The organism is Geodermatophilus sp. URMC 61 (assembly GCF_052931555.1).
This window is the reverse complement of the sequence record NZ_JBRFHZ010000002.1, coordinates 4676753-4697885: the sequence shown is the minus strand read 5'-3', so window position 1 is coordinate 4697885 and position 21133 is coordinate 4676753. Positions and strand designations below refer to the sequence as shown.

At 74.3% G+C, this 21133-nt stretch carries 17 protein-coding genes and 1 pseudogene; 12 read left to right on the top strand and 6 right to left on the bottom strand.

Going from position 1 to position 21133, the window contains the following annotated elements:
* Positions 1-15: 15 nt before the first annotated feature.
* Both ACU610_RS21875 and ACU610_RS21870 read right to left on the bottom strand, forming a co-directional pair.
* Positions 16-1182, bottom strand: coding sequence for a glycosyltransferase (locus ACU610_RS21875; protein WP_446769799.1), 1167 nt, complete (start codon positions 1180-1182; stop codon positions 16-18).
* Positions 1179-2393, bottom strand: coding sequence for a glycosyltransferase family 4 protein (locus tag ACU610_RS21870; protein ID WP_446769798.1), 1215 nt, complete (start codon positions 2391-2393; stop codon positions 1179-1181). The genes ACU610_RS21875 and ACU610_RS21870 overlap by 4 nt, the downstream gene beginning before the upstream one ends.
* 431 nt (positions 2394-2824) lie before the next feature.
* Here ACU610_RS21870 and ACU610_RS21865 point away from each other — a divergent pair, with 431 nt between their 5' ends.
* Together ACU610_RS21865 and ACU610_RS21860 are read left to right on the top strand one after the other, a co-directional pair.
* A complete protein-coding gene (locus tag ACU610_RS21865) occupies positions 2825-4333 on the top strand; it encodes a lipopolysaccharide biosynthesis protein (protein WP_446769797.1) in 1509 nt (502 codons plus the stop codon).
* A complete protein-coding gene (locus ACU610_RS21860; RefSeq protein WP_446769796.1) occupies positions 4330-5526 on the top strand; it encodes a hypothetical protein in 1197 nt (398 codons plus the stop codon). The genes ACU610_RS21865 and ACU610_RS21860 overlap by 4 nt, the downstream gene beginning before the upstream one ends.
* On the opposite strand, the gene ACU610_RS21855 is transcribed toward ACU610_RS21860, so the two are convergent.
* Positions 5477-6691: a carboxylate--amine ligase gene (locus tag ACU610_RS21855; RefSeq protein WP_446769795.1), complete on the bottom strand. Its 1215-nt coding sequence runs from the start codon at positions 6689-6691 to the stop codon at positions 5477-5479. The genes ACU610_RS21860 and ACU610_RS21855 overlap by 50 nt on opposite strands.
* Positions 6684-7418: an RraA family protein gene (locus tag ACU610_RS21850; protein ID WP_446769794.1), complete on the bottom strand. Its 735-nt coding sequence runs from the start codon at positions 7416-7418 to the stop codon at positions 6684-6686. Before ACU610_RS21850 ends, ACU610_RS21855 begins: the two co-directional genes overlap by 8 nt.
* A gap of 163 nt (positions 7419-7581) precedes the next feature.
* Between ACU610_RS21850 and ACU610_RS21845 the strand changes: the two genes are divergently transcribed.
* The 3 genes from ACU610_RS21845 (at position 7582) to ACU610_RS21835 (ending at position 10377) form a co-directional block, all read left to right on the top strand.
* Complete coding sequence (locus tag ACU610_RS21845; protein WP_446769793.1) at positions 7582-8679, top strand: isocitrate/isopropylmalate dehydrogenase family protein; 1098 nt, start codon at positions 7582-7584, stop codon at positions 8677-8679.
* The gene (locus ACU610_RS21840) at positions 8676-9917 is read left to right on the top strand and encodes a glycosyltransferase (RefSeq protein WP_446769792.1); all 1242 of its coding nucleotides are present in this window, start codon (positions 8676-8678) and stop codon (positions 9915-9917) included. Before ACU610_RS21845 ends, ACU610_RS21840 begins: the two co-directional genes overlap by 4 nt.
* A gap of 187 nt (positions 9918-10104) precedes the next feature.
* Positions 10105-10377 (top strand): hypothetical protein, encoded by a 273-nt coding sequence (locus ACU610_RS21835; protein WP_446769791.1) that lies wholly within the window; start codon positions 10105-10107, stop codon positions 10375-10377.
* On the opposite strand, the gene galE is transcribed toward ACU610_RS21835, so the two are convergent.
* Complete coding sequence (gene galE / locus ACU610_RS21830; RefSeq protein WP_446769790.1) at positions 10296-11291, bottom strand: UDP-glucose 4-epimerase GalE; 996 nt, start codon at positions 11289-11291, stop codon at positions 10296-10298. The two genes, ACU610_RS21835 and galE, sit on opposite strands and share 82 nt — an antisense overlap.
* 304 nt (positions 11292-11595) lie before the next feature.
* Between galE and ACU610_RS21825 the strand changes: the two genes are divergently transcribed.
* From ACU610_RS21825 to ACU610_RS21800, 6 genes and pseudogenes are all read left to right on the top strand, one after another.
* Complete coding sequence (locus tag ACU610_RS21825; protein ID WP_446769789.1) at positions 11596-12693, top strand: GNAT family N-acetyltransferase; 1098 nt, start codon at positions 11596-11598, stop codon at positions 12691-12693.
* Positions 12686-14185 carry a lipopolysaccharide biosynthesis protein gene (locus tag ACU610_RS21820; RefSeq protein WP_446769788.1) on the top strand — a complete coding sequence of 500 codons (1500 nt, stop codon included), beginning with the start codon at positions 12686-12688 and terminating at the stop codon, positions 14183-14185. Before ACU610_RS21825 ends, ACU610_RS21820 begins: the two co-directional genes overlap by 8 nt.
* Positions 14175-14627, top strand: a complete 453-nt coding sequence (locus tag ACU610_RS21815) for a hypothetical protein (RefSeq protein WP_446769787.1) — start codon at positions 14175-14177, stop codon at positions 14625-14627. The genes ACU610_RS21820 and ACU610_RS21815 overlap by 11 nt, the downstream gene beginning before the upstream one ends.
* Positions 14618-15625 carry a hypothetical protein gene (locus tag ACU610_RS21810; RefSeq protein ID WP_446769786.1) on the top strand — a complete coding sequence of 336 codons (1008 nt, stop codon included), beginning with the start codon at positions 14618-14620 and terminating at the stop codon, positions 15623-15625. Before ACU610_RS21815 ends, ACU610_RS21810 begins: the two co-directional genes overlap by 10 nt.
* An 89-nt stretch (positions 15626-15714) precedes the next feature.
* The gene (fxsT, locus tag ACU610_RS21805) at positions 15715-18384 is read left to right on the top strand and encodes an FxSxx-COOH system tetratricopeptide repeat protein (RefSeq protein WP_446769785.1); all 2670 of its coding nucleotides are present in this window, start codon (positions 15715-15717) and stop codon (positions 18382-18384) included.
* A 63-nt stretch (positions 18385-18447) separates the two neighbouring features.
* Positions 18448-19201 (top strand): annotated as a pseudogene (locus tag ACU610_RS21800) (IS5 family transposase); the annotation flags it as partial.
* Between the two features lie 321 nt (positions 19202-19522).
* Here ACU610_RS21800 and ACU610_RS21795 read toward each other — a convergent pair.
* Positions 19523-20044 (bottom strand): hypothetical protein, encoded by a 522-nt coding sequence (locus ACU610_RS21795; protein ID WP_446769784.1) that lies wholly within the window; start codon positions 20042-20044, stop codon positions 19523-19525.
* Between the two features lie 474 nt (positions 20045-20518).
* Here ACU610_RS21795 and ACU610_RS21790 point away from each other — a divergent pair, with 474 nt between their 5' ends.
* On the top strand, positions 20519-21124 hold the full coding sequence (locus tag ACU610_RS21790) for an arsenate reductase/protein-tyrosine-phosphatase family protein (RefSeq protein ID WP_446769783.1): 606 nt from the start codon (positions 20519-20521) through the stop codon (positions 21122-21124).
* The last annotated feature ends 9 nt before the right edge of the window (positions 21125-21133 follow it).

Below are 21133 nucleotides of genomic sequence, written 5' to 3'. Positions count from 1 at the left end.
CCTCGGCCGGCTCGCTCACGGCCGGCCGTCCTCCAGCCGGGCCGTCGGCCGGTCGGCGGCCACGGCTGCGTACCGGGCGGCGAGCGCGTCCGCCCAGCCGGACGCGCTGAACACCGTCTCCGCACGGACCCGGGCGGCGGCGCCGCGCCGTGCCAGCTCCTCGGGGTCGTCGAGGGCCTTCGTGACGGCGGACGCCACCAGGTCCGGGGAGGGGGACGGCAGCAGCCACCCGGTCTCGCCGTCGACGACCACCTCCGGCACGCCGCCGACGTCGGTGGCCACCGTGGGGATGCCGCTGGCCGACGCCTCCAGCAGCGCCGTGGGCAGCGCCTCGGAGTGGGTCGGCAGCACCGCCAGGGTGGCCCGCGGCAGCAGGTCGTGGACGTCGTCGCGGGCTCCGGCGAAGACGACGTGCGACGCGACACCGAGGTCGCGCGCCAGCTCGCGCAGCAGCTCCTCGCGCGGGCCGTTGCCGATGAGCAGCAACCGGGCCTGCGGGTGCGCCGCGACGACGTCGGGCCACGCCCGCACGGCCTCCTCCTGTCCCTTCCCGGGACGCATGTGGCCGACCAGCGCGGCGACCGGCGCTCCCTCGGGGATGCCGAACTCGCTCGGCAGGGCCGCCGGGGAGCCCGGCTCCAGCGGCCGGAAACGCCGCACGTCGACGCCGTTGTGCACGATGCTCCAGCGGGACGGCGTGTGGCTGCGGGGGTACACGGCGGCGAAGCCGTCGTAGGACCCCTGCGACACGAAGATGAGGCCGGCGGAGCGGCTGCCCACGGCGACGGCGAGCCGCTCGCGCACCGCCTCCCGGCCGGACAGCGGTCCCGGCACGTGGTGCAGCGTGCACAGCACCGGCCGCCGGGCGAGCAGGCCGGCGATGGGCGCCAGGGTGCTCGCGTCCTCGAGGTGGGCGTGCACGACGTCGCAGCCGGACTCCCGGATGGCCCGGGCCAGCCGGGGGATGCCGCTGGGCTGCAGCAGCCGTTCCAGGCCGAGGAACCGGACCGGCAGCCCGGCCGCCTGCAGCCGCGGCAGCCAGGTCGCCTTGCCACCGGTCGGTGGCGCGAGCGAGAGGACCTCGAGCTCCAGGTCCAGGCGGGGCGCCTCGGCGGCCAGGGTCACCAGGACGTTCTCCGCGCCGCCGAAGTTCAGGGAGTCGATGACGACGAGCACCTTCACGGCTCGACCGCCACGGCGTCGTCCCCCGGGCTCCGGGCAGCGAGCGCCCGCCGGTAGACCTCCTCGGTCCGCTCGGCCACGGTGGCCCAGGACGCCCCCTCGGCGGAGCGGGCCCGCGCCGCCTCGCCCATGCGCTGCGCCTCGGCGGGGTCGGCCAGGAGCCGGACCAGCGCGGTGGCGAACGCGCCGGGGTCGGCCGGCGGCACGAGCAGGCCGGTCTCCCCGTCCGCGATGACGGCGGGGAGGTCGCCGACGGTGGTCCCGACCGCGGGGCGGCTGAAGGTCCGGGCGAGCTCGACGACGCCGCTGGCGTTGGCGTAGCGGTAGGGGGCGGCGACGACCCGGGACCCCTGGAAGAGCTCCGGGACGTCGGACATGGCGACGTAGCCGGCGCGGATCTCGACCCCGCCGACGCGGTCGGCGGTCCGGCGCAGGGTGTCCAGGTCGGTGTCGCCGGACGGTGCGCCGGCGATGACCAGCCGCGCCTCGGGGATCCGCTCGCGGACGAGCGCGAAGGCGTCGAGCAGCACGTCGAGGCCCTTGTACGCCTGCATCGTGCCGAAGAAGAGCACCTGCGGAGGCGTCTCGGCGGCGGGGACCGGGGCGTCGCTGAGGAAGACGCCCTCGTCGCCGTGCGGGACGATCGCGATCTCGCCGACGTCCGGCCAGGCCCCGCGCAGGTCCGCCGCGGACTGCCCGCCGAGCACGATCAGCGCGTCGACGCTGCGGTAGCCGAGCCCGAAGGAGGCGTGCAGCAGCCTGTTCTGCCGCAGCACCTCACCGGTGGCGCGCTGCTCGTTGAAGGGGAGCGGCGAGTGGGCGAGGGTCACCAGCACCGGGCGGCTCCCGCGCCGCCGACGGGCCAGCCAGGCGGTCGCAGCGCCGTCGACCGGGAAGCGCCCGCCCGAGAACTGGACGACGTCGGGCCGGGTGCGCGCCAGCCGCCGCAGCAGGACCGCCCAGGCGAGGTGGTAGCGCCCGGCCCGCGCCACGCGACGCACCCGGCGCTTGAGCCGGGCGTCGCCCGCCCCCTCGCTGGCGTGCCAGGTGGGCAGGCAGGGGACGATGCGGAAGCCGGGGTGCCGGCTGGCCAGCTCGGGGCGGGGGCCGGTCAGGAGCTCGACCTGGTGGCCGCGTCCGGCCAGCGCCTCGCCGAGCTGGACCGCGAACTGGAACAGTCCTCCCGACGGGCTGAACTCGACCAGGGTCACCTTGAGCGCGGTCAGGGCAGTGCACCTCCTCGGGCCTGGGCGGCCGTAGTTCTTGGTCCTGGGCCGTCATCGGCGCCGAGCGGGGGCGAGCCTAGTGCGGGCGGGCCCGGCACAGGGCCGCCGCCCGGGGAATGGTGCGCGAGACCACCGGATCGGGTGGCGTCGGCAGCGGCTCGGGGCCGGCCCCCGGCACGGTGCCCGGCGTCCACCCCCACGGGTGAAACGCGGCGGTCACCCCTCCCGCAGGGGCGGGAAGACCGCCGGTCGGGGCGGGAGGACCGGCCGGCTCTGGTACAACGGCGAGCAGCCCGGTGGTGGACACGGTCGTCCGCGGCGGACCTGGCACGGACACCCGGACGAGACCCCCAGAGGCGATGAGCGGACGAACGCGCGACACGGCCCCTGAGCCGTTGGGCACCGGAGAGGTCCCGGTGGAAGCCCCGGAGACCACGGGACCGGAGACCACGGCCCCGGCAACGGCACGGCCGCGGGTGGACACCCGGACGGCGGGCTCCAGTTTCGCCTGGTCGGCGGTGTCGTTCACCGCCAGCAAGCTGCTCGTCTTCCTGGTCACCCTCGTGATGGCCCGCCTGCTCGTGCCGGAGGACTTCGGCGTCGTCGCCGTGGGCCTGTCCATCATCGCCTTCCTCGAGGTCGCGCTCGACCTCGGCGTCGGATCGGCCCTGGTCTACGAGCAGGAGCGCGGGATCACCGCGCGGGTCCAGACCGCCTTCACCCTGAACCTGGGCATCGCCGCGATCTGCACGCTGGTGGGGGTGCTCGCCGCACCCGCCGTCGGCGCGGTGTTCGACGTCGAGGACACCACCCTGCTGCGGGTCCTCTTCCTCTACTTCCTGCTCCGCGGGCTGGTGCAGGTCCCCGATGCGGTCCTGCGGCGTGACCTCGCCTTCCGCAAGCGGGCGCTGGTCGAGGTCTCGCGCGCGCTGACCCGGGGGCTGGTCTCGGTGCCGCTGGCCGCCGGGGGGGCCGGCCCGTGGGCACTGGTGGGCGGCATCCTCGCCAGCGAGGCGCTGGGCGTCGTCCTGACGTGGTGGGCGACGCGGTTCCTCCCCACCTTCCGGCTGGACCGGACGGTGGCGCGGACCCTGCTGGGGTTCGGCACGGCCGTGCTCACCCTCAAGGTGTTCGGGGCGGTCCTGGAGAACGCCGACTACTACATCGTCGGCGCCCAGCTGGGCCCCTACGAGCTCGGCGTCTACACGCTGGCCTACCGGGTCCCGGAGATCGTCCTGGCCAACGTGTTCTGGATCTTCTCCAGCGTGGCCTTCTCCATCTACTCCCGCGCGCGGTCCGACGACGCCGGCGCGCTCGGCTCGGTGGCCACGCGGGCGCTGCAGCTGATCACCCTGTTCGCCTTCCCGACCGGTGTGGGAGTGGCGGTCGTGTCGCTGCCCCTCACCGTGGCGCTGCTCGGCTGGCAGTGGGAGGAGGCCGCCGGGCCGATGATGTTCGTGGCCCTGTCGATGGCGGCGTCCTCGATCGGGTACGCCTCCGGTGACGTCTTCCCCGCGGTCGGCCGGCCGGGCCTGTTGATCAAGATCGTCGCGCCGATGGTCGTGGTGAAGGTGACCGGGCTGCTGCTGGCGGCTCCCTACGGCCTGACGGCGATGGCGGCCACCCTCGCCGGCATGAGCGTGGTGTTCGCCGCCGTCCGGCTCACCGTGGCCAACCGGCTGCTCGGCGTCCGGATCGGCACCAGCCTGCGCGCGATGACGCCGGGTGCCGTGGCCGCCGCCGGCGCCGCCGCCGGGGCGCTCCCGGTCGTCGCGCTCCGCGAGCCGGAGCTGGAGACCCTGCTCCTGGCCGTGGCCGCCGGGGTGGTGGGGGCGGCCGCGCTGCTGCTCCTGCTCTGCCGTCCGGTGCTGCGCGAGCTCGTGGCGCTGGTGGCCTCCATGCGCCGGTCCGGGGCCGCGACGTGAGGCGGGGGACGGCCGTCCGGCTGCTCCGGGGCGTCGCACGGGGTGGGCGACCGGCCCGGCTGGTGAGCCCGGCGGCCGCCGTCCGTGGGCTGTCCGGCCTGCCCGACCTGCGCCGCGTCCGGTCCCAGCTGGCGCACGCGAAGGAGCAGCTCGAGGACGCCCGGGCAGCGGTCTACCGCGACGTGTGGGCGGCCGCGGCGGAGCGGGCCGGGGCGGAGGTGTGCGAGTTCGAGAGCGGCTTCCTGCAGGTCACCCGCGGATCGGCGACCACGCTGGTCCGCGAGAACCTCGTCGAGCTCGACACGCCGGCCGTCCTGGAGCTGACCGGTGACCGGGTGGCGGCCAACGCGTACCTCGCCCGGGGAGGTCTGCCGGTGACCGATTCCCTCCGTTTCCCGCTGACCGACCCGGGGCCTGCCCTGGACTTCCTCCGCACGCACGGCCGCTGCGTGGTGAAGCCGGCCTACGGCACCGGCGCCGGCGCCGGCGTCACCTGCGACGTCGAGACGCTCGAGGACTTCGTGCGGGCCGCCCTCAGCGCGGTGCGGCACTGCCCCGAGCTCGTGGTCGAGCGCCAGCTCGAGGGGACCGAGCACCGCATGCTGGTGCTCGACGGCGCGGTGGTCGGTGCGGTGCGCCGCAGTCCGCCGTCGGTGGTCGGCGACGGCAGCTCGACGGTCACCGACCTGATCCTGGCCGAGAACCGCCGGAGACTGGCCGCCGGCGGGCGCGAGGGGTTGTTCCTCCTGCAGCTGGGCCTGGACGCCTGCCTCACGCTGCGCGGGCAGGGGCTGTCCCCCGACTCGGTCCCCGGCGACGGTCAGCGCGTCCTCGTCGCCCGCGCGGTCAACACCGGAGCGGCGGCCGACTGCGAGGCGGTGCGGCCCTCCCCCGCCCTGGCCGCCGCCGCGGTGGCTGCGGCGCGGGCGCTGGGCCTGCGACTGGCGAGCGTGGAGATCGCCACGCCCGAGCCGGACCTGGGGACGGCGGCGCCGGGGGCGGGCGTGATCGAGGTCAACAGCACCCCCGGCCTGACGTACCACTACCACGTGCGCGACCCGGACGGCGTCCAGCCGGTGGCCGACGCCCTCCTCGACGTGCTGCTGCGGGAGCGGGAGACCGTCCGCGTCCCCCGCCTCCGCGTCAGCGGCCCCGGCGGCCGGGGAGCGACGACGTCAGGCGACGCAGCGTGAAGCGCAGCACGCGACGGACGAACTCCGCCGCGTAGACGGCGCTGGGCCGCGGGTCCCGCGGGTCGAACATCGGCAGCCCCTGCGGGCGGACCAGGGACCTCAGCCACGACGCCACGCTGAGCTGGCCGAGGGCCCGGTAGGCGCGGAACGCCTGCCAGTCCTCCACCGGGTGCCACTGGGTCACCCCGCGGCGGAACGTGGTCGGCGCGGTCACCGGCAGCCCCTGGGCGCGGCGGTAGGCGATGGTGGCCATGTCCACGCCGGCGCGCTGCACCAGCTTGTCGGCCGCGGTGAAGCGCGGGTTGCACTCGATGATCTTCAGCTGGCCGTCGCGGCTGTCCCGCTTGAACTCGACGTTGCCCACGCCGCGCAGGCCGACCCCGGTGAAGAACCGCAGGCCCAGCTCCGCGGCGTCGGGCACCCAGTCGGTCTCGTGGAAGGTCCCGAGCCCGAACCCCGGGGGGTTCTGGCGCGGCTTGCGCTTGGTGAAGTGGAACAGCGGCGTGCCGTCGTCGTCCAGGTAGCTGTAGTAGGAGCAGTACCGGCTGTCGTCGCCGGGGATGATCTCGGTCACGATCATCTCCAGCCCGTGCGCCTCGGTGGCCCGGAAGGCGGCCTCGAGCGCCTCGGCGTCGTCCACGACGAGGGCCTTGCTGCCGAAGACGCGGGCGAAGAGGTGGGAGTGGCGCGGCTTGAGCGCCATGGGGAAGTCCATGTCGGCGGTGGCCTTGCGCACCTCCTCCAGGGTGGAGACGGCGGCGGTCCGGGGCGCGGGCACACCGACGGAGCGGGCGAGCTCGTAGGTGCGCTCCTTGTCGAGCATGGCCAGGGTGACCTCGTCCGCGGCCGCCGCCGGGCAGTAGCCCATGGCGATCAGCTCGGCCCGGTGGCGGGCGACGAACTCCAGGGCGCCGTCGCTGCACGGCAGGATGACCGCGCCGCGCGGCCCGGTCCGCAGCCAGGCCATCCACTCGTCGGCGGCGGTGGCCGACGACGTGACGGGGACGTAGCCGGCCAGGAACCGGGACCGGCTCACCATGGCCCCGCCGGCGCCGTCCCCGAGGGCGTGCACCGCGATGCCCTGCCGGCCCAGGGCCCGGGTGACGGACAGGGAGTTGTAACTGCCCCCGAGGACGACCGCGGGGGCCTGCGCTGCGTCAGTCAAGGTCCGGCTCCGACGCGAGACCGTTGCCGTCGAGCATGGTGTCGACCCAGCTGTTGGAGAACTCCCCGCGGGCGACGGCGCTCTGGTACTCGGCCGCTCCGGCGGCCCGCGCGTCCAGCCGCTGCAGCAGCGACTCGGCGCTCTCCTGGGGGACCACGACGACGCCGTCGGCGTCCCCGAGGACCACGTCGCCCGGGTTGACCACGATGCCGCCGACGCTGACCGGGTAGTTCACCTCACCGGGGCCGCGGTGCAGCGGCCCGAGGGGCGTGGTGCCCCGCGCGAACACGGGGAAGTCGCCGAGCGCCAGGATGCCGTCGAGGTCGCGCACCAGCCCGTCGACGACGACGCCGGCGATGCCGCGGTGCCGCGCCTTGGTGGAGACCAGGTCGCCGATGACGGCGGTCATCATGGAACTGCTCGCGTCGATGACCAGCACGTCGCCGGGGTTGGCCAGGTCCAGGCTCTTGTGGACCATCAGGTTGTCGCCCGGGAAGACCTTCACCGTGCAGGCGCGACCCAGCAGCCGCAGTTCCCGTGGCGTCACCGGCTTGATCGACGGGTTCATCGTGTAGAGCCGGTTCATCATGTCCGAGACGTCGGCCGCCCCGAAGGCGCCGAACCGGTGCACCAGCTCCGGCGCGGGCCCCCGCGTGTTCCGGCGGTAGCGGAAGCCGGGTCCCGGCGTCATCTCCGCCGACTGCGGGCGCGCACTACCGAGCTGCATCAGTCCTCCGGTGGGTTCGCCGGCCCTGGCACGCGGGTCGCGCGCCGCCCCGTGACCGGCCCCGCCAGGCTATCGCGGCCGGGCCGCCGCCCTGGTCACCCGATGGTGTTCAGCAACCGGTCCCCCGCCCTGGCCACCCGATCGTGTTCAGTAGCCTCCCCCGGTGCACCACGACGTGACCTTGATCCCGGGGGACGGCATCGGACCCGAGGTCGTCGACGCAGCCCGCCGCGTCGTCGAGGCGACCGGCGTCCCGGTCCGGTGGGACGTGCAGCAGCTGGGCAGGCCCGCCCTGGACGACGGCGCGTCCTCCGCGCTCCCCGAGGAGACGCTCGCCTCCGTGCGGCGCACGGGGGCCGCCCTCAAGGGGCCGGTGAGCACCAGCCCGACCGGCGGCTTCCCCTCCCCCAATACCGGGCTCCGTCGTGCGCTGGACGTGTTCGCCCAGGTCCGGCCGGCGCGCTCCCTGCCGGGCGTGCCGACCGTCTTCCCCGGTCTGGACGTCGCGGTGATCCGCGAGACCACCGAGGACCTCTACGCCGGCATCGAGTTCCGGGCCGGAAGCCCCGGCGCCCGCGCCGTCGTGGAGGCCGCTCGCCGGCACGGGGCGGCGCTGGCGGAGGAGGCGGCCGTCTCGCTCAAGCCCGCGACCGAGGTCGCCGTCCGCCGCACCCTGGACTTCGCCCTCGCCTGGGCGCGGCAGCACGGCCGCCGCAAGGTCACCGTGGCGCACAAGGCCACGGTGATGCGCGCCACCGACGGCATGTTCCTCGAGGTGGGCCGCGAGCTGGCCGCCCGGACTCCCGACCTGGAGATCGACGACGTGCTGGTCGACAACCTCACCGCTCTGCTGGTCCGGCGGCCCGAGGAGGTCGACGTCGTCGTGACCACCAACCAGTACGGGGACATCCTCTCCGACCTCGTGGCGGGCATGTCCGGCGGCGTGGGCCTGGCCCCCGGCGCCAACCACGGGCCGGACGTCGCCGTCTTCGAGGCCGCGCACGGGTCCGCGCCGCGCCACGCGGGCACCGACCGCGCCGACCCGCTCGGCATGGTCCGCTGCGGCGCGCTGCTGCTGCGCCACCTCGGCGAGGACGCCGCGGCCGACCGGGTCGACGCCGCCGTCGCGGACCTGCTGGCCGAGGGCCGGGTGCGCACCTACGACCTGCTGCCCCCGGGCGCGCCGGGCGCCGCCGGCACGCGGGCGGTGGCCGACGCGCTGGTGGCGCGACTGACGACCCACGACGGCGGGCCGAGGTGAGCGGCGGGCCCGGCCGGCGGCGGCACGTGCTGCTGGTCACGACGCGGGACATCGGGCAGCGGGCGACCGGCCGGATCGTCGTCCTCCGCACCCATGCCGAGGCGCTGGCCGCCCTCGGCCACGAGGTCACCGTCGCCGTCGTCGCACCACGGCCGCCGGAGGACAGCGGGTGGACCCGCCGCTTCCGCACCGTGCACGTCCGCTCGCCGCGGCTGCCGTCGGCGGCCGGGTCCGCCCTCCGCGCGTTGACGACCGGTCGTGGGTCGCTGAACGAGGCCCTGTTCGTCGACCGGGGCGTGCGCCGGCGAGTGGGTGCGCTGGCCGGCGAGACCGGGGCGGACCTCGTCGTCCTCGACTCCCTGCGGCTCGCCGGTGCCGTGGCCGACGTGCGCGTGCCGGTCGTCGTCGACCTCGACGACCTGCTCAGCGTGCGCTACGAGCGGCTGCGGACGACGGCGCGCAGCGACCCCCGGGCGGTGCTCGGCTTCGCCGCGGCGCGCATCCCCGCCCCCCTGCGCGGCCCGGCGGCACGGGCGGCGGTGCTGCTGCTCGGCTGGGAGGCCCGTCGGATGGCCGTCCGCGAGCAGCAGGTGAGCGCCTCGGCGGACGCGGTGAGCCTGGTGTCGCGCAGCGAGGCCGCGCTGCTGTCCGAGCGCACCGGCCGGGACGTCGCGTGGCTGCCCCCCGCCGTGCCGGTGCCCGCGAAGCCCGTGGAGCAGCGGGACGGGCTGGTCTTCCTGGGCGGCCTGGACTACCTGCCCAACCTGCAGGCCCTGCGGTTCTACCGGGACGAGGTCCTGCCGCGGCTCGACGCCGGCGACCCGCGCCACGTCCTGCACGTCGTGGGCCACTGTCCGGACGACGTCCGCGCCGAGCTCGACGTCCCGGGCATCGTGCTGCACGGCTACGTCGACGACCTGCACGCGGCGCTGGGCCGCCGGCTGCTCGTGGCGCCGCTGGTGGCCGGCGGCGGGGTGAAGCTCAAGGTGCTCGACGGGATGGCGCACGGGCTGCCGGTCGCCGGGATGCCGGGTGCCTTCGAGGGCCTGGGCCTGCCCGACGGCCTGGACCTGCAGGCGGACGACGGCGCCGGGCTGGCCGCGCTGGTGCGGGAGCTGGCCGCGGACCTCGAGCGGTGCCGTGCCGTGGGTCTCGAGGCGCGGTCCGTCGTCCGCCGGGAGTTCACCACGGAGGCGGCCGCGCGACGCTGGGGCGCCCTGCTCGCTCGCCTCCCCTGACGTCCCGCCCCGTCCGGGGCCCCGGGCGCCGTCCGGAACCCTGGGCCCCGTCCGGACCTAGGGCCCTGCCGGGCCGGGGAAAGTGACGGTACGGTCCGTTCCACTTCCGGCAGTCCGGGATCGGGTCGCGGCACCACCTGCCGCTCCCCGGGCAGCTCTCGACCTCGTTCTTCCCGAGGAGTGGCGAGTGACGTCGATGCTGACGTTCGGCCTCGTCTGGCTGGCCGTGGCCGTCGTGGTGGCAGTACCCCTGGGGCGGCTGCTGCGACGGGCCGACATCCGCCAGGTGGCCACCACGACGGTCCACCGGCTGGAGACCGAGCTGCTCGCCGACGTCCCCGACCCCCCGGCACCCCCGGCCGCGACCCCCTCCTCGGCTCAGCCGGCCGCGGGACCGCCCCCGGCCGAGCGCGCGGTCCAGCCGGCCCACGCGGACCCGACCATCTCGCGGACGTCGTAGCGCGCCTGCCACCCGAGGGCGTCCCGGATCACGTCCGCCGAGGCGACGACACGGGCGGGGTCCCCGGCCCGGCGCGGCTCGACGACCGGCTCCGACCAGGGCTCGCCGGCCGTCCCCGTGACGTCGCGGATGGTGGCGACCATCTCGCGGACCGACACCCCCTCGCCGCGGCCGATGTTGGCGGTCAGGGCCGCGACGCGTCCGCCGGCCAGCGCCTGGGCGGCGGCCAGGTGGGCCGAGGCGATGTCGCCCACGTGGATGAAGTCGCGGATGCAGGTCCCGTCCGGGGTGTCGTAGTCGTCGCCGAAGATCAGCGGCGCGCGTCGCTCGGACAGCCGCTGGAACACCATGGGCACGAGGTTGGACACCCCCCGGTCGGTCAGCGCCGGGTCCACGGCACCCGCGACGTTGAAGTACCGCAGGTTCGCGTAGCGCAGGCCGGTGGCGGCGGCGACGTCCCGCACCATCCACTCACCCACGAGCTTGGTCGTGCCGTAGGGGTTCACCGGCCGGCACTCCTCGTCCTCGCGGACGGTCTCGACGTCCGGGGCGCCGTAGACGGCGGCACTGGAGGAGAAGATGAACGAGTCGACGTCGGTCGCGGTGGCCGCCTCGAGCAGGACGCGCAGCGCCTCGACGTTCTCCCGGTAGTAGTACAGCGGCCGGCGCACGGACTCCTCGACCTGCTTCTTGGCCGCGATGTGCACGATGCCGCGGACGTCGTGCGTGCGCAGGGTCTCGGCGACGAGCTCGCCGTCGAGGACGCTGCCGATGACGAGCGGGATGCCGGGGATGCGCCCCGGGTCGCCCGAGGAGAGGTCGTCGAGCACGACGACGCGCTCCCCCGCCTCCCGCATCGCCGAGACGACGTGCGCCCCGATGTATCCGGCTCCTCCGGTCACCAGCCAAGTCACCGGCGCAGGCTATCCGGGAGGACGGCGCCCGCCGCAGCCCTCGTCATCCCGTCGGAGGACACCCGTCCCGACGCGGGAGCAGGGTGGGTGACGAACACCACAAGCGGCGCCGTCACACACGTCCCCACCGCGGCCCCGGCAGCTCCGGGATGGACTCCGGCCTCGGGCCCGTTCGGGTGAGCGGACCGCCGACGGCTCCGCGATCGACGGCCGACCTGGCACGATTGCGTTACGGGCGAGTTTCCCCCGCGCCGCTGCGCGTGGACGACGTCGGAACCGACGGGCCCGCGAGGAGGCACGGACGTTGTTGGAGCGGACCACGGGGGGCCTCGTCGTGCGCGCGGTCGACCCCGCCACACCGTCGTTGGCGTCGGAGTGGCGCCGACTGCAGGAGCGCGGTGGCGTCGACACACCCTTCCTCACCTGGGAGTGGTTCTCCGCGCTCGCCGAGAGCCCCACGCTCGCGCGCCACTGCGTCGTCCTGGTGGTCGACCGCCCCGGCGGGCAGACCGTCGGCGTCCTCCCGCTCGAGGTTGCCCCGGACCCGACGGGCCTGCGGGTGGTCCGCTGCGCGGCGGCCGGCGACCTGGGCGCCGACCACCTCGACGTGGTCGCGGCGCCTCGCGACCGCGAGGAGGTGGCCGCGGCCGCGGCGCGGTACGTGGCCCGGGTGCTGCGGTGGGACATGGCCGACTTCGAGGGGCTGCTGCAGGACGGCGCGCTGGCCCGCGCCCTGACGCGGGAGCTGCGGTGGCCCCGCTGTCTGCCGCTGCGCCCTCAGGTGGAGCCTGTGGCGGTGATGGACCTGCGGTCGGAGGAGGTGCGGCAGCGCCTGGTCCGCCGCGGCGCCCGCGGCCTGAAGTGGGTGCAGCGAGCCGGAGGCGGGTACTCCAGCGTGACGGATCCCGCCGAGGTGGGGCCTGCCCTCGAGACGCTGATGGACCTGCACAACGACCGCTTCGGCGAGCGGTCCGTCGTCTTCTCCACGCCCGAGCGGCGGACCTTCCACCTCACCGTCGCCACCCGGCTGGCCGCGGCGGGGATGGCCCGGGTGAACCGGCTGTCGACAGCCGACCAGGACATCGCGTTCGAGTACGTCCTGCTCCACGGGGACCGGGCCTACGCCTACCAGAGCGCCTTCCGCCCGGGCGTCGGTCACTCCCCGGGCCGGACCGTGATGTGCCAGGGCGTCCTGGGCCTGGCGGGCGAGGGGTGGGTCGAGTACGACTTCCTCCGCGGCGAGGAGGACTACAAGGCCGACTACGCCACCGGCACCCGCCCGGACGTGCGGCTGCGGGCCCTGCGCCCCACCCCGCGGGCCGCCGGCTGGCTCGCCGGCCGGCTCCGGCGCCGCGTGGCGGGGGCGCTGGACCGCCGACGGTCGGGGGACGCCGGTGACTGACTCCGACGTCGAGGGGCACCTCCGGGCACCTGTGACGCCCGAGCCGGTGCGGCGGGGTGACCGCAGCGCGTGGCACAGCTTCGTGTGGGCGGGGCTGTCCTTCGGCACGACCAAGCTGGCCGTCTTCGTCTCCACGCTGGTCCTGGCCCGGTTGCTGGTGCCCGAGGACTTCGGTGTCGTCGCCGCGGCGATGACCGTGATCGCCATCTTCGAGATCGGCCTGGACCTCGGCGTCGGGTCGGCCCTGATCCACGACCAGGAGAAGGGCATCACCCCGCGGGTCCAGACCGCCTTCACGCTCAACGTGGGCGTCGCCGTCCTGCTGACCGGGGCGTTCGTGGCCGCCGCCCCGCTGGTGGCGCTGTGGTTCCGCGTCCCCGACCAGGTCGACGTCTTCCGGGCGGTGGCCTTCTACCTGCTCATCCGGAGCCTGGGACAGGTCCACGACGCGGTGCTCCGGCGGGACCTGGACTTCCGGCGGCGGACCCGGGCGGAGATCGCCCGCGCCCTGACGCGGCTCGTGGTGTCGGTCGTGCTGGCCTTCGCCGGCATGGGGGTCTGGGCCCTGGTGTGGGGACTGCTGGCCGCCGAGGTCGCCGGGACGGTCGTCAACTGGCTGCTGGTGCCCTTCCGCCCGCGGTTCACCGTCGACCGGACCGCCGTCCCCACGCTGCTGAGCTTCGGCCTGGCGGTGGTGGCCGTGCAGGCGGTGTCGGTCATCTCCACGAACGCCGACTACCTGGCGATCGGCCGGGTCCTCGGCGCGGAGGACCTCGGGCAGTACACGATGGCCTACCGGCTGCCCGAGCTGCTGATCGACAACGTCTACTGGATCTTCTCCAGCATCGCCCTGCCCCTGTACTCCCGCGCCCGGGCGGAGGGGACGGCGGAGAGCTTCAAGGACTCGATGCTCCGGGCCCTGACCCTGCTGACGTTCTTCGGCTTCCCCATGGGGACGGCGCTGGCACTGGTGGCCCGGGACGCGGTCCCGGTGCTGTTCTCCGAGCAGTGGCTGCCGGCCGTGGTGCCGATGGTCCTGCTGGCGCTGGCGGCCGGGGTGAACGCCATCGGCTACGCCTCCGGTGACATCTTCCCCGCGCTCGGCCGGCCGGGGCTGCTCCTCCGGCTGGACATCGTCTTCGCGACCGTCGAGACCGCGGCCTTCTTCCTCATCGCGAGCCGGGGCATCACCGCCGTCGCCTGGGTCCACCTGGTCTCCGGCGTGGTCTACATGGCCTGCCGGATCGTGGTGGCCAACCGGTTGGTGGGCTCGTCGCTCGCCGAGTGCGGGCGGGCGATGCTGCCGGCCGTGTGGGTCTCCCTGGGGACGGCGGCCCTCGCCGCGCCGGTCCTCGTCCTGATGGAGCCCGGCGTCGCCTCCCTGGCCGCCGTGATCGCGGCCGGTGCGGCCGGCGGGGCGCTCGGCGCGCTGCTGGGCGCCCGGTCGACCGTCGCCGACCTGCTGAGGACCGTGACCTCCCGTGTCCGCTGAGCCCGTCGTCGCGCTGCTCGCCGAGCGCGAGGTCACGCCGGACGTCGTCGCGGCCTGGCGGGACCTGGCCCAGCGCGCCGCCGAGCCGAACCCGTGCAACGAGCCCGACGTCCTGCTGCCGGCGATGAGGCACCTGCCGCAGGGGGACACCGCCCGGCTGCTCGTGGTCCGGCGCGGCCGGGAGCTCGACGCGTGCCTGCCCGTCCTGCCGACGGCACGGTGGCGGCGGAAGGTCCCCGTCCCCGCCCTGGTGTCGTGGAACCACGACTACCAGCTGCTCGGTACGCCCCTGGTCGACCGCGACCGCACCCGCGAGACGCTCACCGCGCTGCTCCGGACCCCCTGGCGCACCCGCCGGCCGGCGCTGCTGCTCGAGCTCGACGGCACCGGCGACGACGGCCCGGTCGCCCGGGCGCTCGACGAGGCGGTCGGATGGCCCTGATCATCGGGCTGATCTACGCGGTCAGCGCTGGGCTGCCCCTTGGATGGAGGGAGGGCGCGAGCGGCGGATCCAGCGCCGCGCTGAGCGTGGTGTTCGCCGCGGGCCTGCGCGGGACGGGGGCCGGGCTGGGTGCCGGGCTGAGCGTCGGCGTGGCTGTCGGGCTGCCTGCGGGGCTGGATGTCGGGTTGCGCTCCGAGTCGGACGGCGGGCTGGTCGAGAGGGTGGTCGGGGGGCTGTTCGTGGGGTTGACCGTGGGGTTGATCGCCGGGGTGGCTGCCGGGCTGGTCGGCCCACCCAACACAGCAGAACGCCTCTCCTGGTCATGGGCGCAGGCCCGATCGAAGCTGCGGACCGTTCTCGCCGTGACCCTCTTCTTCGAGGTGATCGTCGGGCTGCCCTTCGTGCTCCACGGCAGCCCGGCCTTCGGGCTGAGCGTCGGACTGGTCGGCGGGCTGGGTGCCTGGCTCGTCGCCGGCATGAGACCCGGTGCGATCCCGTTGCACGCCACCCCGAACGAGGGGATCACGAGGTCGATCCGCAACGGGGCGGGCCTCGCCCTCCTCGTCTGCCTGGTCGTCGGGCTGGCCGTCGGGCTGGTCGAGGCAGCGATGAGCGGGCCAGCGAGCGGGTTGGAGAACGGGCTGCGGGTGGGGCCGGCCGTTGGCCTGATCTCCGGACTGGCCTACGGGCTGGGCGCCGCAGCACAGCACGGTCTGCTCCGACTGCTCCTGTGGAGGTGTGGCGCCGCCCCCTTGCGGTACGTGCGCTGGCTCAACTACGCAGTTCAACTGCGGCTTCTCTACAGGGGGACGAGCGGAGGCTACGTGTTCATCCACCGGATGATCCAGGAGCACTTCGCCGGGTTCCGCAGCATCGACCTCGGAGTTTCGCGGGGCACGGATGAGCAGGTGATGTTGAGTGCTCCGCTCAAGAACACCGGCAGACGACCGTCGCCACCTGACAGGAACGTCGATAACAAGCCGCGCCGGTACCGCTGACCGGGGCCCTGCGGGGCTCAACTGATGGGTGCCGTGCCCGGGCGGCAACAGGTATCGCATACCGCGGGTGAGGGGTGTAGGCGTGGTGCGTGAGCGGTCGGGGGGTCGACTTCTTCATCAGCCACGCCGGCCGGGACACCGCCTGGGCGGAGTGGCTGGCCTGGCAGCTGCACGAGGCCGGACACAGCGTCGAGCTGGACGTGTGGGACTGGGCTCCCGGTGAGGACTTCGTCGCCCGCATGGCCGCGGCCCTGGAGCGCGCAGACCGGCTGCTGGCGGTGTGCAGCGAGGCCTACTTCGCCTCAGCGTTCGGCGGAGCCGAGTTGCACGCGGCGTTCGCGCAGTCCGCGGCAGCGCAGGGGCGGATCGTGCCGGTGATCGTCGAGCCGGTCACCCTGCCGGCGTTGTACGCGCCACTGATCCACGTCGACCTGACGGGGTTGGACGAGGCCGCGGCGGCGGCCCGGCTGCGGGCCCGGCTGACCGGGAGGCGGCCCACAGCGGCGCCGCCGTTCCCGAGGGCCGGCCTCGCGAAGACGGCCAGACCCGGGTTTGCCGGGGCGCTTCCGGGGGTGTGGAAGGTGCCACCGCGCAATCCTCGGTTCACCGGCCGGGACGGCATGCTCACCCGGCTGCGCCGGCGACTGCGCGCCGGTGAAGGAACGCTGACGGTCCAGGCGCTCTACGGGTTGGGCGGGGTGGGCAAGACCCAGCTGGCGCTCGAGTACGCCCACCGCTTCGCCGCTGACTACGACGTGGTCTGGTGGATCGACGCCGAACAACCGGTGCTCATCCCCCAGCAACTCGCTCGGCTCGCCGAGCGGCTGGACCTCGGGGCCGGGTCGACGGTGGCCGCCACCGTCGACCGGCTGCTGGCCGAGCTGCGCCACCGGGACCGCTGGCTGCTGGTCTTCGACAACGCCGAGCGGCCGGCCGACATCGCCGCCTATCGGCCCGGCGGGCCAGGACATCTGCTGATCACCTCCCGCAATCCCGGCTGGGGGGCACTGGGCGGCCGGCTGGAGGTCGACGTGCTGGCCCGGGCGGAGACGATCGCGTTGCTGCGCGCCCGCATCCCAACCCTCAGCGAAGAGCTGGCGGACAAGCTCGCCGCCGAGCTGGGTGATCTGCCGTTGGCCGCCGCTCAGGCCGCCGGCTACCTGGAGCAGACCGACCTGCCACCGGCCGACTACCTGCGCCGGTTCCGTACCCGCCGCGCCGGCCTGCTGGCCCGCGGCGAGGTGGTCGGCTACTCCGGGCGGCTCGACACCGCCTGGGCGCTGTCCCTGGAGCGACTCAGGTGCGAGGACCCGGCCGGGGTCCGACTTCTGGAGCTGGCCGCCTTCCTCGCCCCCGAACCCATTCCGCTCCGCCTGTTCACCGAGCACGCCGCGTTGCTGGAGGAGCCACTGCGCAGCACCGCGGCCGATCCCGACGCCCTCGCCGATGCCGTCGGCGCACTGGTCGGCTACTCCCTTGCACGCCGCCATCCCGACGACTTCCAGGTACACCGGCTGGTGCAGGCGGTGATCCGCCACCAGATGACGCCCGAACTGCAGCAGACCACCGCCGAGCAGGTGGTGGCGCTACTGACTGCAGCTCATCCCGGCGACCCGGACGATCCGGCCGGTTGGGCCGCCTACGCCGCCCTCGCGCCTCACGTGCTCGTGACCAGCCCGCTGGCCGAACCTTCGCCAGCCGGCCGGCGACTGGTTCTGGACATCACGCGCTACCTGGCTGCCCACGGCGACATCTCCGGCAGTCGAGCCCTGTGCGAACAGCTGCTCGACGGCTGGCGGGCGCTCCTCGGCCCTGACCACCCTGACACCCTCACCGCCGCTGGCAGCCTCATCCTTGCTTTGAGCGGGTTGGGCCAGGGAGAGTCGGCCCGCGCTCTGGGTGAGGACACCCTGCAGCGCTGCCGCCGGGCGCTCGGCCCCGACGCCCCGACCACCCTGACGGCGGCGGCCGCCCTGAGCATCGCCCTGGCCCAGCTGGACGAAGTAGAAGCGGCCCGCGCCCTGGCCGAGGACACGTTGCATCGCGGCCGCCGGGTCCTCGGCCCGGACCACCCCACAACTCTGCTGGCGGGGACCGCCTTGATCAACGCCCTGGTTGTGCTGGGCAAGGCGCGGCCGGCCCGAGCCCTGGCTGAGGACGCTCTGCAGCGCTGCCGCCGAGTGTTCAGCCCGGACCACCTGATCACGCTGACGACGGCGGGCGGTCTCGCCCACGCCCTGGCCTTGCTGGGCCAGGGGGAGTCGGCCCGCGACCTGGGCCAGGACGCCCTGCACCGCTGCCGCCGAGTGTTCGGCAAGGACCATCCGATCACCCTGTGGGCGGCGACCGGCCTGGTCCTCGCCTTGATTCGGCTGGGTGAATGGGAGCCGGCTCGCAACCTGGGGCAGGACACGCTTCAGCATTGCCAACGGGTGTACGGCTTGGACCACTCCACCACCCTGTTCACGGCAGCCACCCTGAGCATCGCCCTGGCCCAGCTGGACGAGGTGGAGCCGGCCCGCGCCCTGGCGCAGGACGCCCTCCAGCGCGGCCGCCGGGTGTTCGGCCCTGACCACGCCACCACGCTGTGGGCGGCGACCGCCCTGACCGATGTCCTGACCCGGCTGGGCGACGCCGAGTCGGCCCGCGCCCTGCGCCACGACACCCTGCAGCGCTGCCGCCGGGCGCTCGGCCCGGACCATCCGATCACGCAATACTTGACGGCAGGACGCCGGCATCGGCCATCGCGTGCTCGGTGACGAAGTTGTTGAGGACCGCGATGGGTGATCGAGGAGCTCGTCCCTGACGGGCTGTAGGAGCGGATCGCTCCGCTGCTGCCGCCGCCCAAGCCGCGCCGCCACCGCTATCCCGGACGGCGACCGATCGATGACCGGGCCGCGTGGGCCGGGATCGTGTTCGTGCTCAAGAGCGGGATCACCTGGAACCAGCTGCCCACGTCCCTGGTCGGCTGCTCCGGGGTCACCTGCTGGTGGCGGCTACGGGACTGGACCGAGGCCGGCGTGTGGCCGGCCCTGCACGAGCTGCTACCCGTTCAGCTGCGCGCCCTCGGCGAACTGGACTTGGACCGGTGCGCGGTCGACGGCTCCCACATCCGCGCGCTCAAGGTGGGGACCACGTCGGCCCGTCCCCGGTCGACCGCGGCCGGCCCGGCTCCAAGCACCACCTGATCGTCGACGCCGGCGGCATCCCGCTCGCGGTCACGCTGCCCGGCGGCAACCGCCACGACATCACCCAGCTCATCCCGCTGATCGAGGCCATCCCACCGGTCCGCGGCGGACGCCGCCGGCCGCGCCGGCGCCCGCGGGAGCTGTTCGCCGACCGCGGCTACGACTTCGACGCCTAGCGCCGGCACCTGCGCCAGCGCGCATCACGCCGCGCATCGCCCGCCGCGGCGTGACCCACGGCTCCGGCCTGGGCCGCCAGCGCTGGGTGGTCGAGCGCGGCTTTGCCTGGTTGCACGCCTTCGAACGGCTCCGCACCCGCTACGAGCGCCGCGCCGACATCCATCTCGGCCTACTGCAGCTGGCCTGCGCCCTCATCGGCTATCGGCAGCTGGCTGTCGGTCTGAAGAGAGTTCTTACACCACTCCAGGGGACTCTCCCGGATCGTCGGTCACCGCCGGCGACGTACCCGTCGACTCGCGCGAGCTCGTGGACGTGAGCTGCGCCGTCACGCCAGCGACCACGGCCCACAGGCAGGTCAGCGCCTCCAGGACGGCCAGAGCCCAGCGCCCATCAGCGGCCGAGAGCCAGGCGTTGGCGAAGAAGATCGCCGCAGCACTCCACCAGAAGACCGGTCGATCGACAGCTCGACCGAGGGGGCTCCGGGCTGGCAGGGCCGCCCGTCTGAATCCGTCGGGACTTTCGCGGACGCTCATCACAGCCTGCTGCAGGCGCCCGCGTACGTCCAGTCGTAAACACGCCCGCCGCACGTCGCGCCGTAGTCCTCGTAGGCAGAGCCCACCGCAGAGACTTGATAGAGGACATCACAACTGAGCGGGTAGCCCGCGGAGCACTCGTCCGCGAGCGTGTAGAGCAGTGTGTCGCAGGCACTGTTGTTACCATTCAGGCAGCCATTGACCAGGGCGGTGACCTGGTCGTCCCCGGAGACCTCGGACACCCCGGTTTCCAGATCGGCGGCGTCGACCTGGCCCCGCCCCTCCGGAACCGGGGCGGCCTCCACGGTGATGTAGGTGTCGCTCGTTTCCGTGTTGGGCTTGTCGTCCTGGCTGAGGTACAGGCCGACGCCGCCGGTCACTGCCGTAACAAGGCCCGCCACCGCGGTGAGGACCCCCGGAAGGCTGGTCATGAAGCCCAGAAAGCCTTCGCGCCGCGTCCCCCCGTCCTGGGGTGGCGACCCCTGGGGCTGCGGGTCGTTGGGTGGTGCGTCGTAGGCCATGGCGTTCCTCCTGTCGGCCGGCCACGGGCGCCTCCGAGCGGCACCCGGGGGACTGGACTGGGCCCTCATCGGACCTGTCGGGAAGAGGCGCTCAGGGCGTCCGCTGATACCTGCTGCTACACCGGTCAGATCCGATGCGATGCGACCGTCACCCTGGTCCGGCTAGGTAGGCGGTCACTGCGTATGTCGCTGCCCGGTCAGGTTGTGTCGGGCCCGCGAAGATCTCCGACTGCAAGCTGGCGTCGAAGGCTGGCAGCTCGCTGTTCACGAGAAAGTCTTTGGGGCAGGCTCGTGATCACCTATCCACGCTTGAGAGCGGCCTGAAGATGCGCAGCTTGTCGCGATCTGGCGGGCACCGCATGCTTAAGCCGCCAAGTGTGACTGCGCCGGGCGATGCGCATGCGTCTCCCCAGCGCGGGTGAGGTCCGTTGGAGAATGCGCCTGTCGCAAACCGAGCCGCCCTAGCGTCGAGTCGTGCGCATCCTGTTCGTCTGCACCGGCAACGTGTGCCGCTCGGCGGTCGCCGAGCGCCTCGCAACGACGTGGGCAGCGGAGAAGCTGGCACACAGCCCCGAGGCCGACGCCGTCCAGATCGACAGCGCGGGCCTCAGCGCGGTCGCGGGCCGGCCGATGGACCCGGACGCCGCTGCCGCGCTCATCGAGCTCGGCAGCGACCCGGTCGGCTTCCAGGCGCGCGAGTTCACCGCGGAGCTGGCCGAGGACGCCGACCTGGTGCTCACCATGACCCGCGACCAGCGCCGCACCGCGCTCGAGGCCAATCCTCGAGGCCTGCGCCGGACCTTCACGCTGACCGAGGCCGCGGACCTGCTGCAGCGGGCGGACCTGACCGGCCTGTCACTGCTCCCCCTCACCGCACGCGCCCGCGAACTGGGCCGCCGCCTGGATGCTGCCCGCGCCGGCCGGCCGACCGCGGACAGCGACGACATCGCCGACCCGATCGGGCAGCACGCGGCGGTGCACCAGGAGGTCGCCGGCCTGGTCGCCGCAGCGCTTCGCCCACTGGCCGACGTCCTGTTCACCAGCGTGCGAGTCCAGCTGCCCGCTCCCGTCGCCGTCTGAGCGGCCCGG

Excerpts from the sequence above, each read along its gene's own strand:
- ACU610_RS21850 (WP_446769794.1), bottom strand. The coding sequence starts at position 7,418 with ATGCAGCTCGGTAGTGCGCGCCCGCAGTCGGCGGAGATGACGCCGGGA.
- ACU610_RS21795 (WP_446769784.1), bottom strand. The coding sequence starts at position 20,044 with ATGGCCTACGACGCACCACCCAACGACCCGCAGCCCCAGGGGTCGCCA.
- ACU610_RS21810 (WP_446769786.1), top strand. The coding sequence starts at position 14,618 with ATGGCCCTGATCATCGGGCTGATCTACGCGGTCAGCGCTGGGCTGCCC.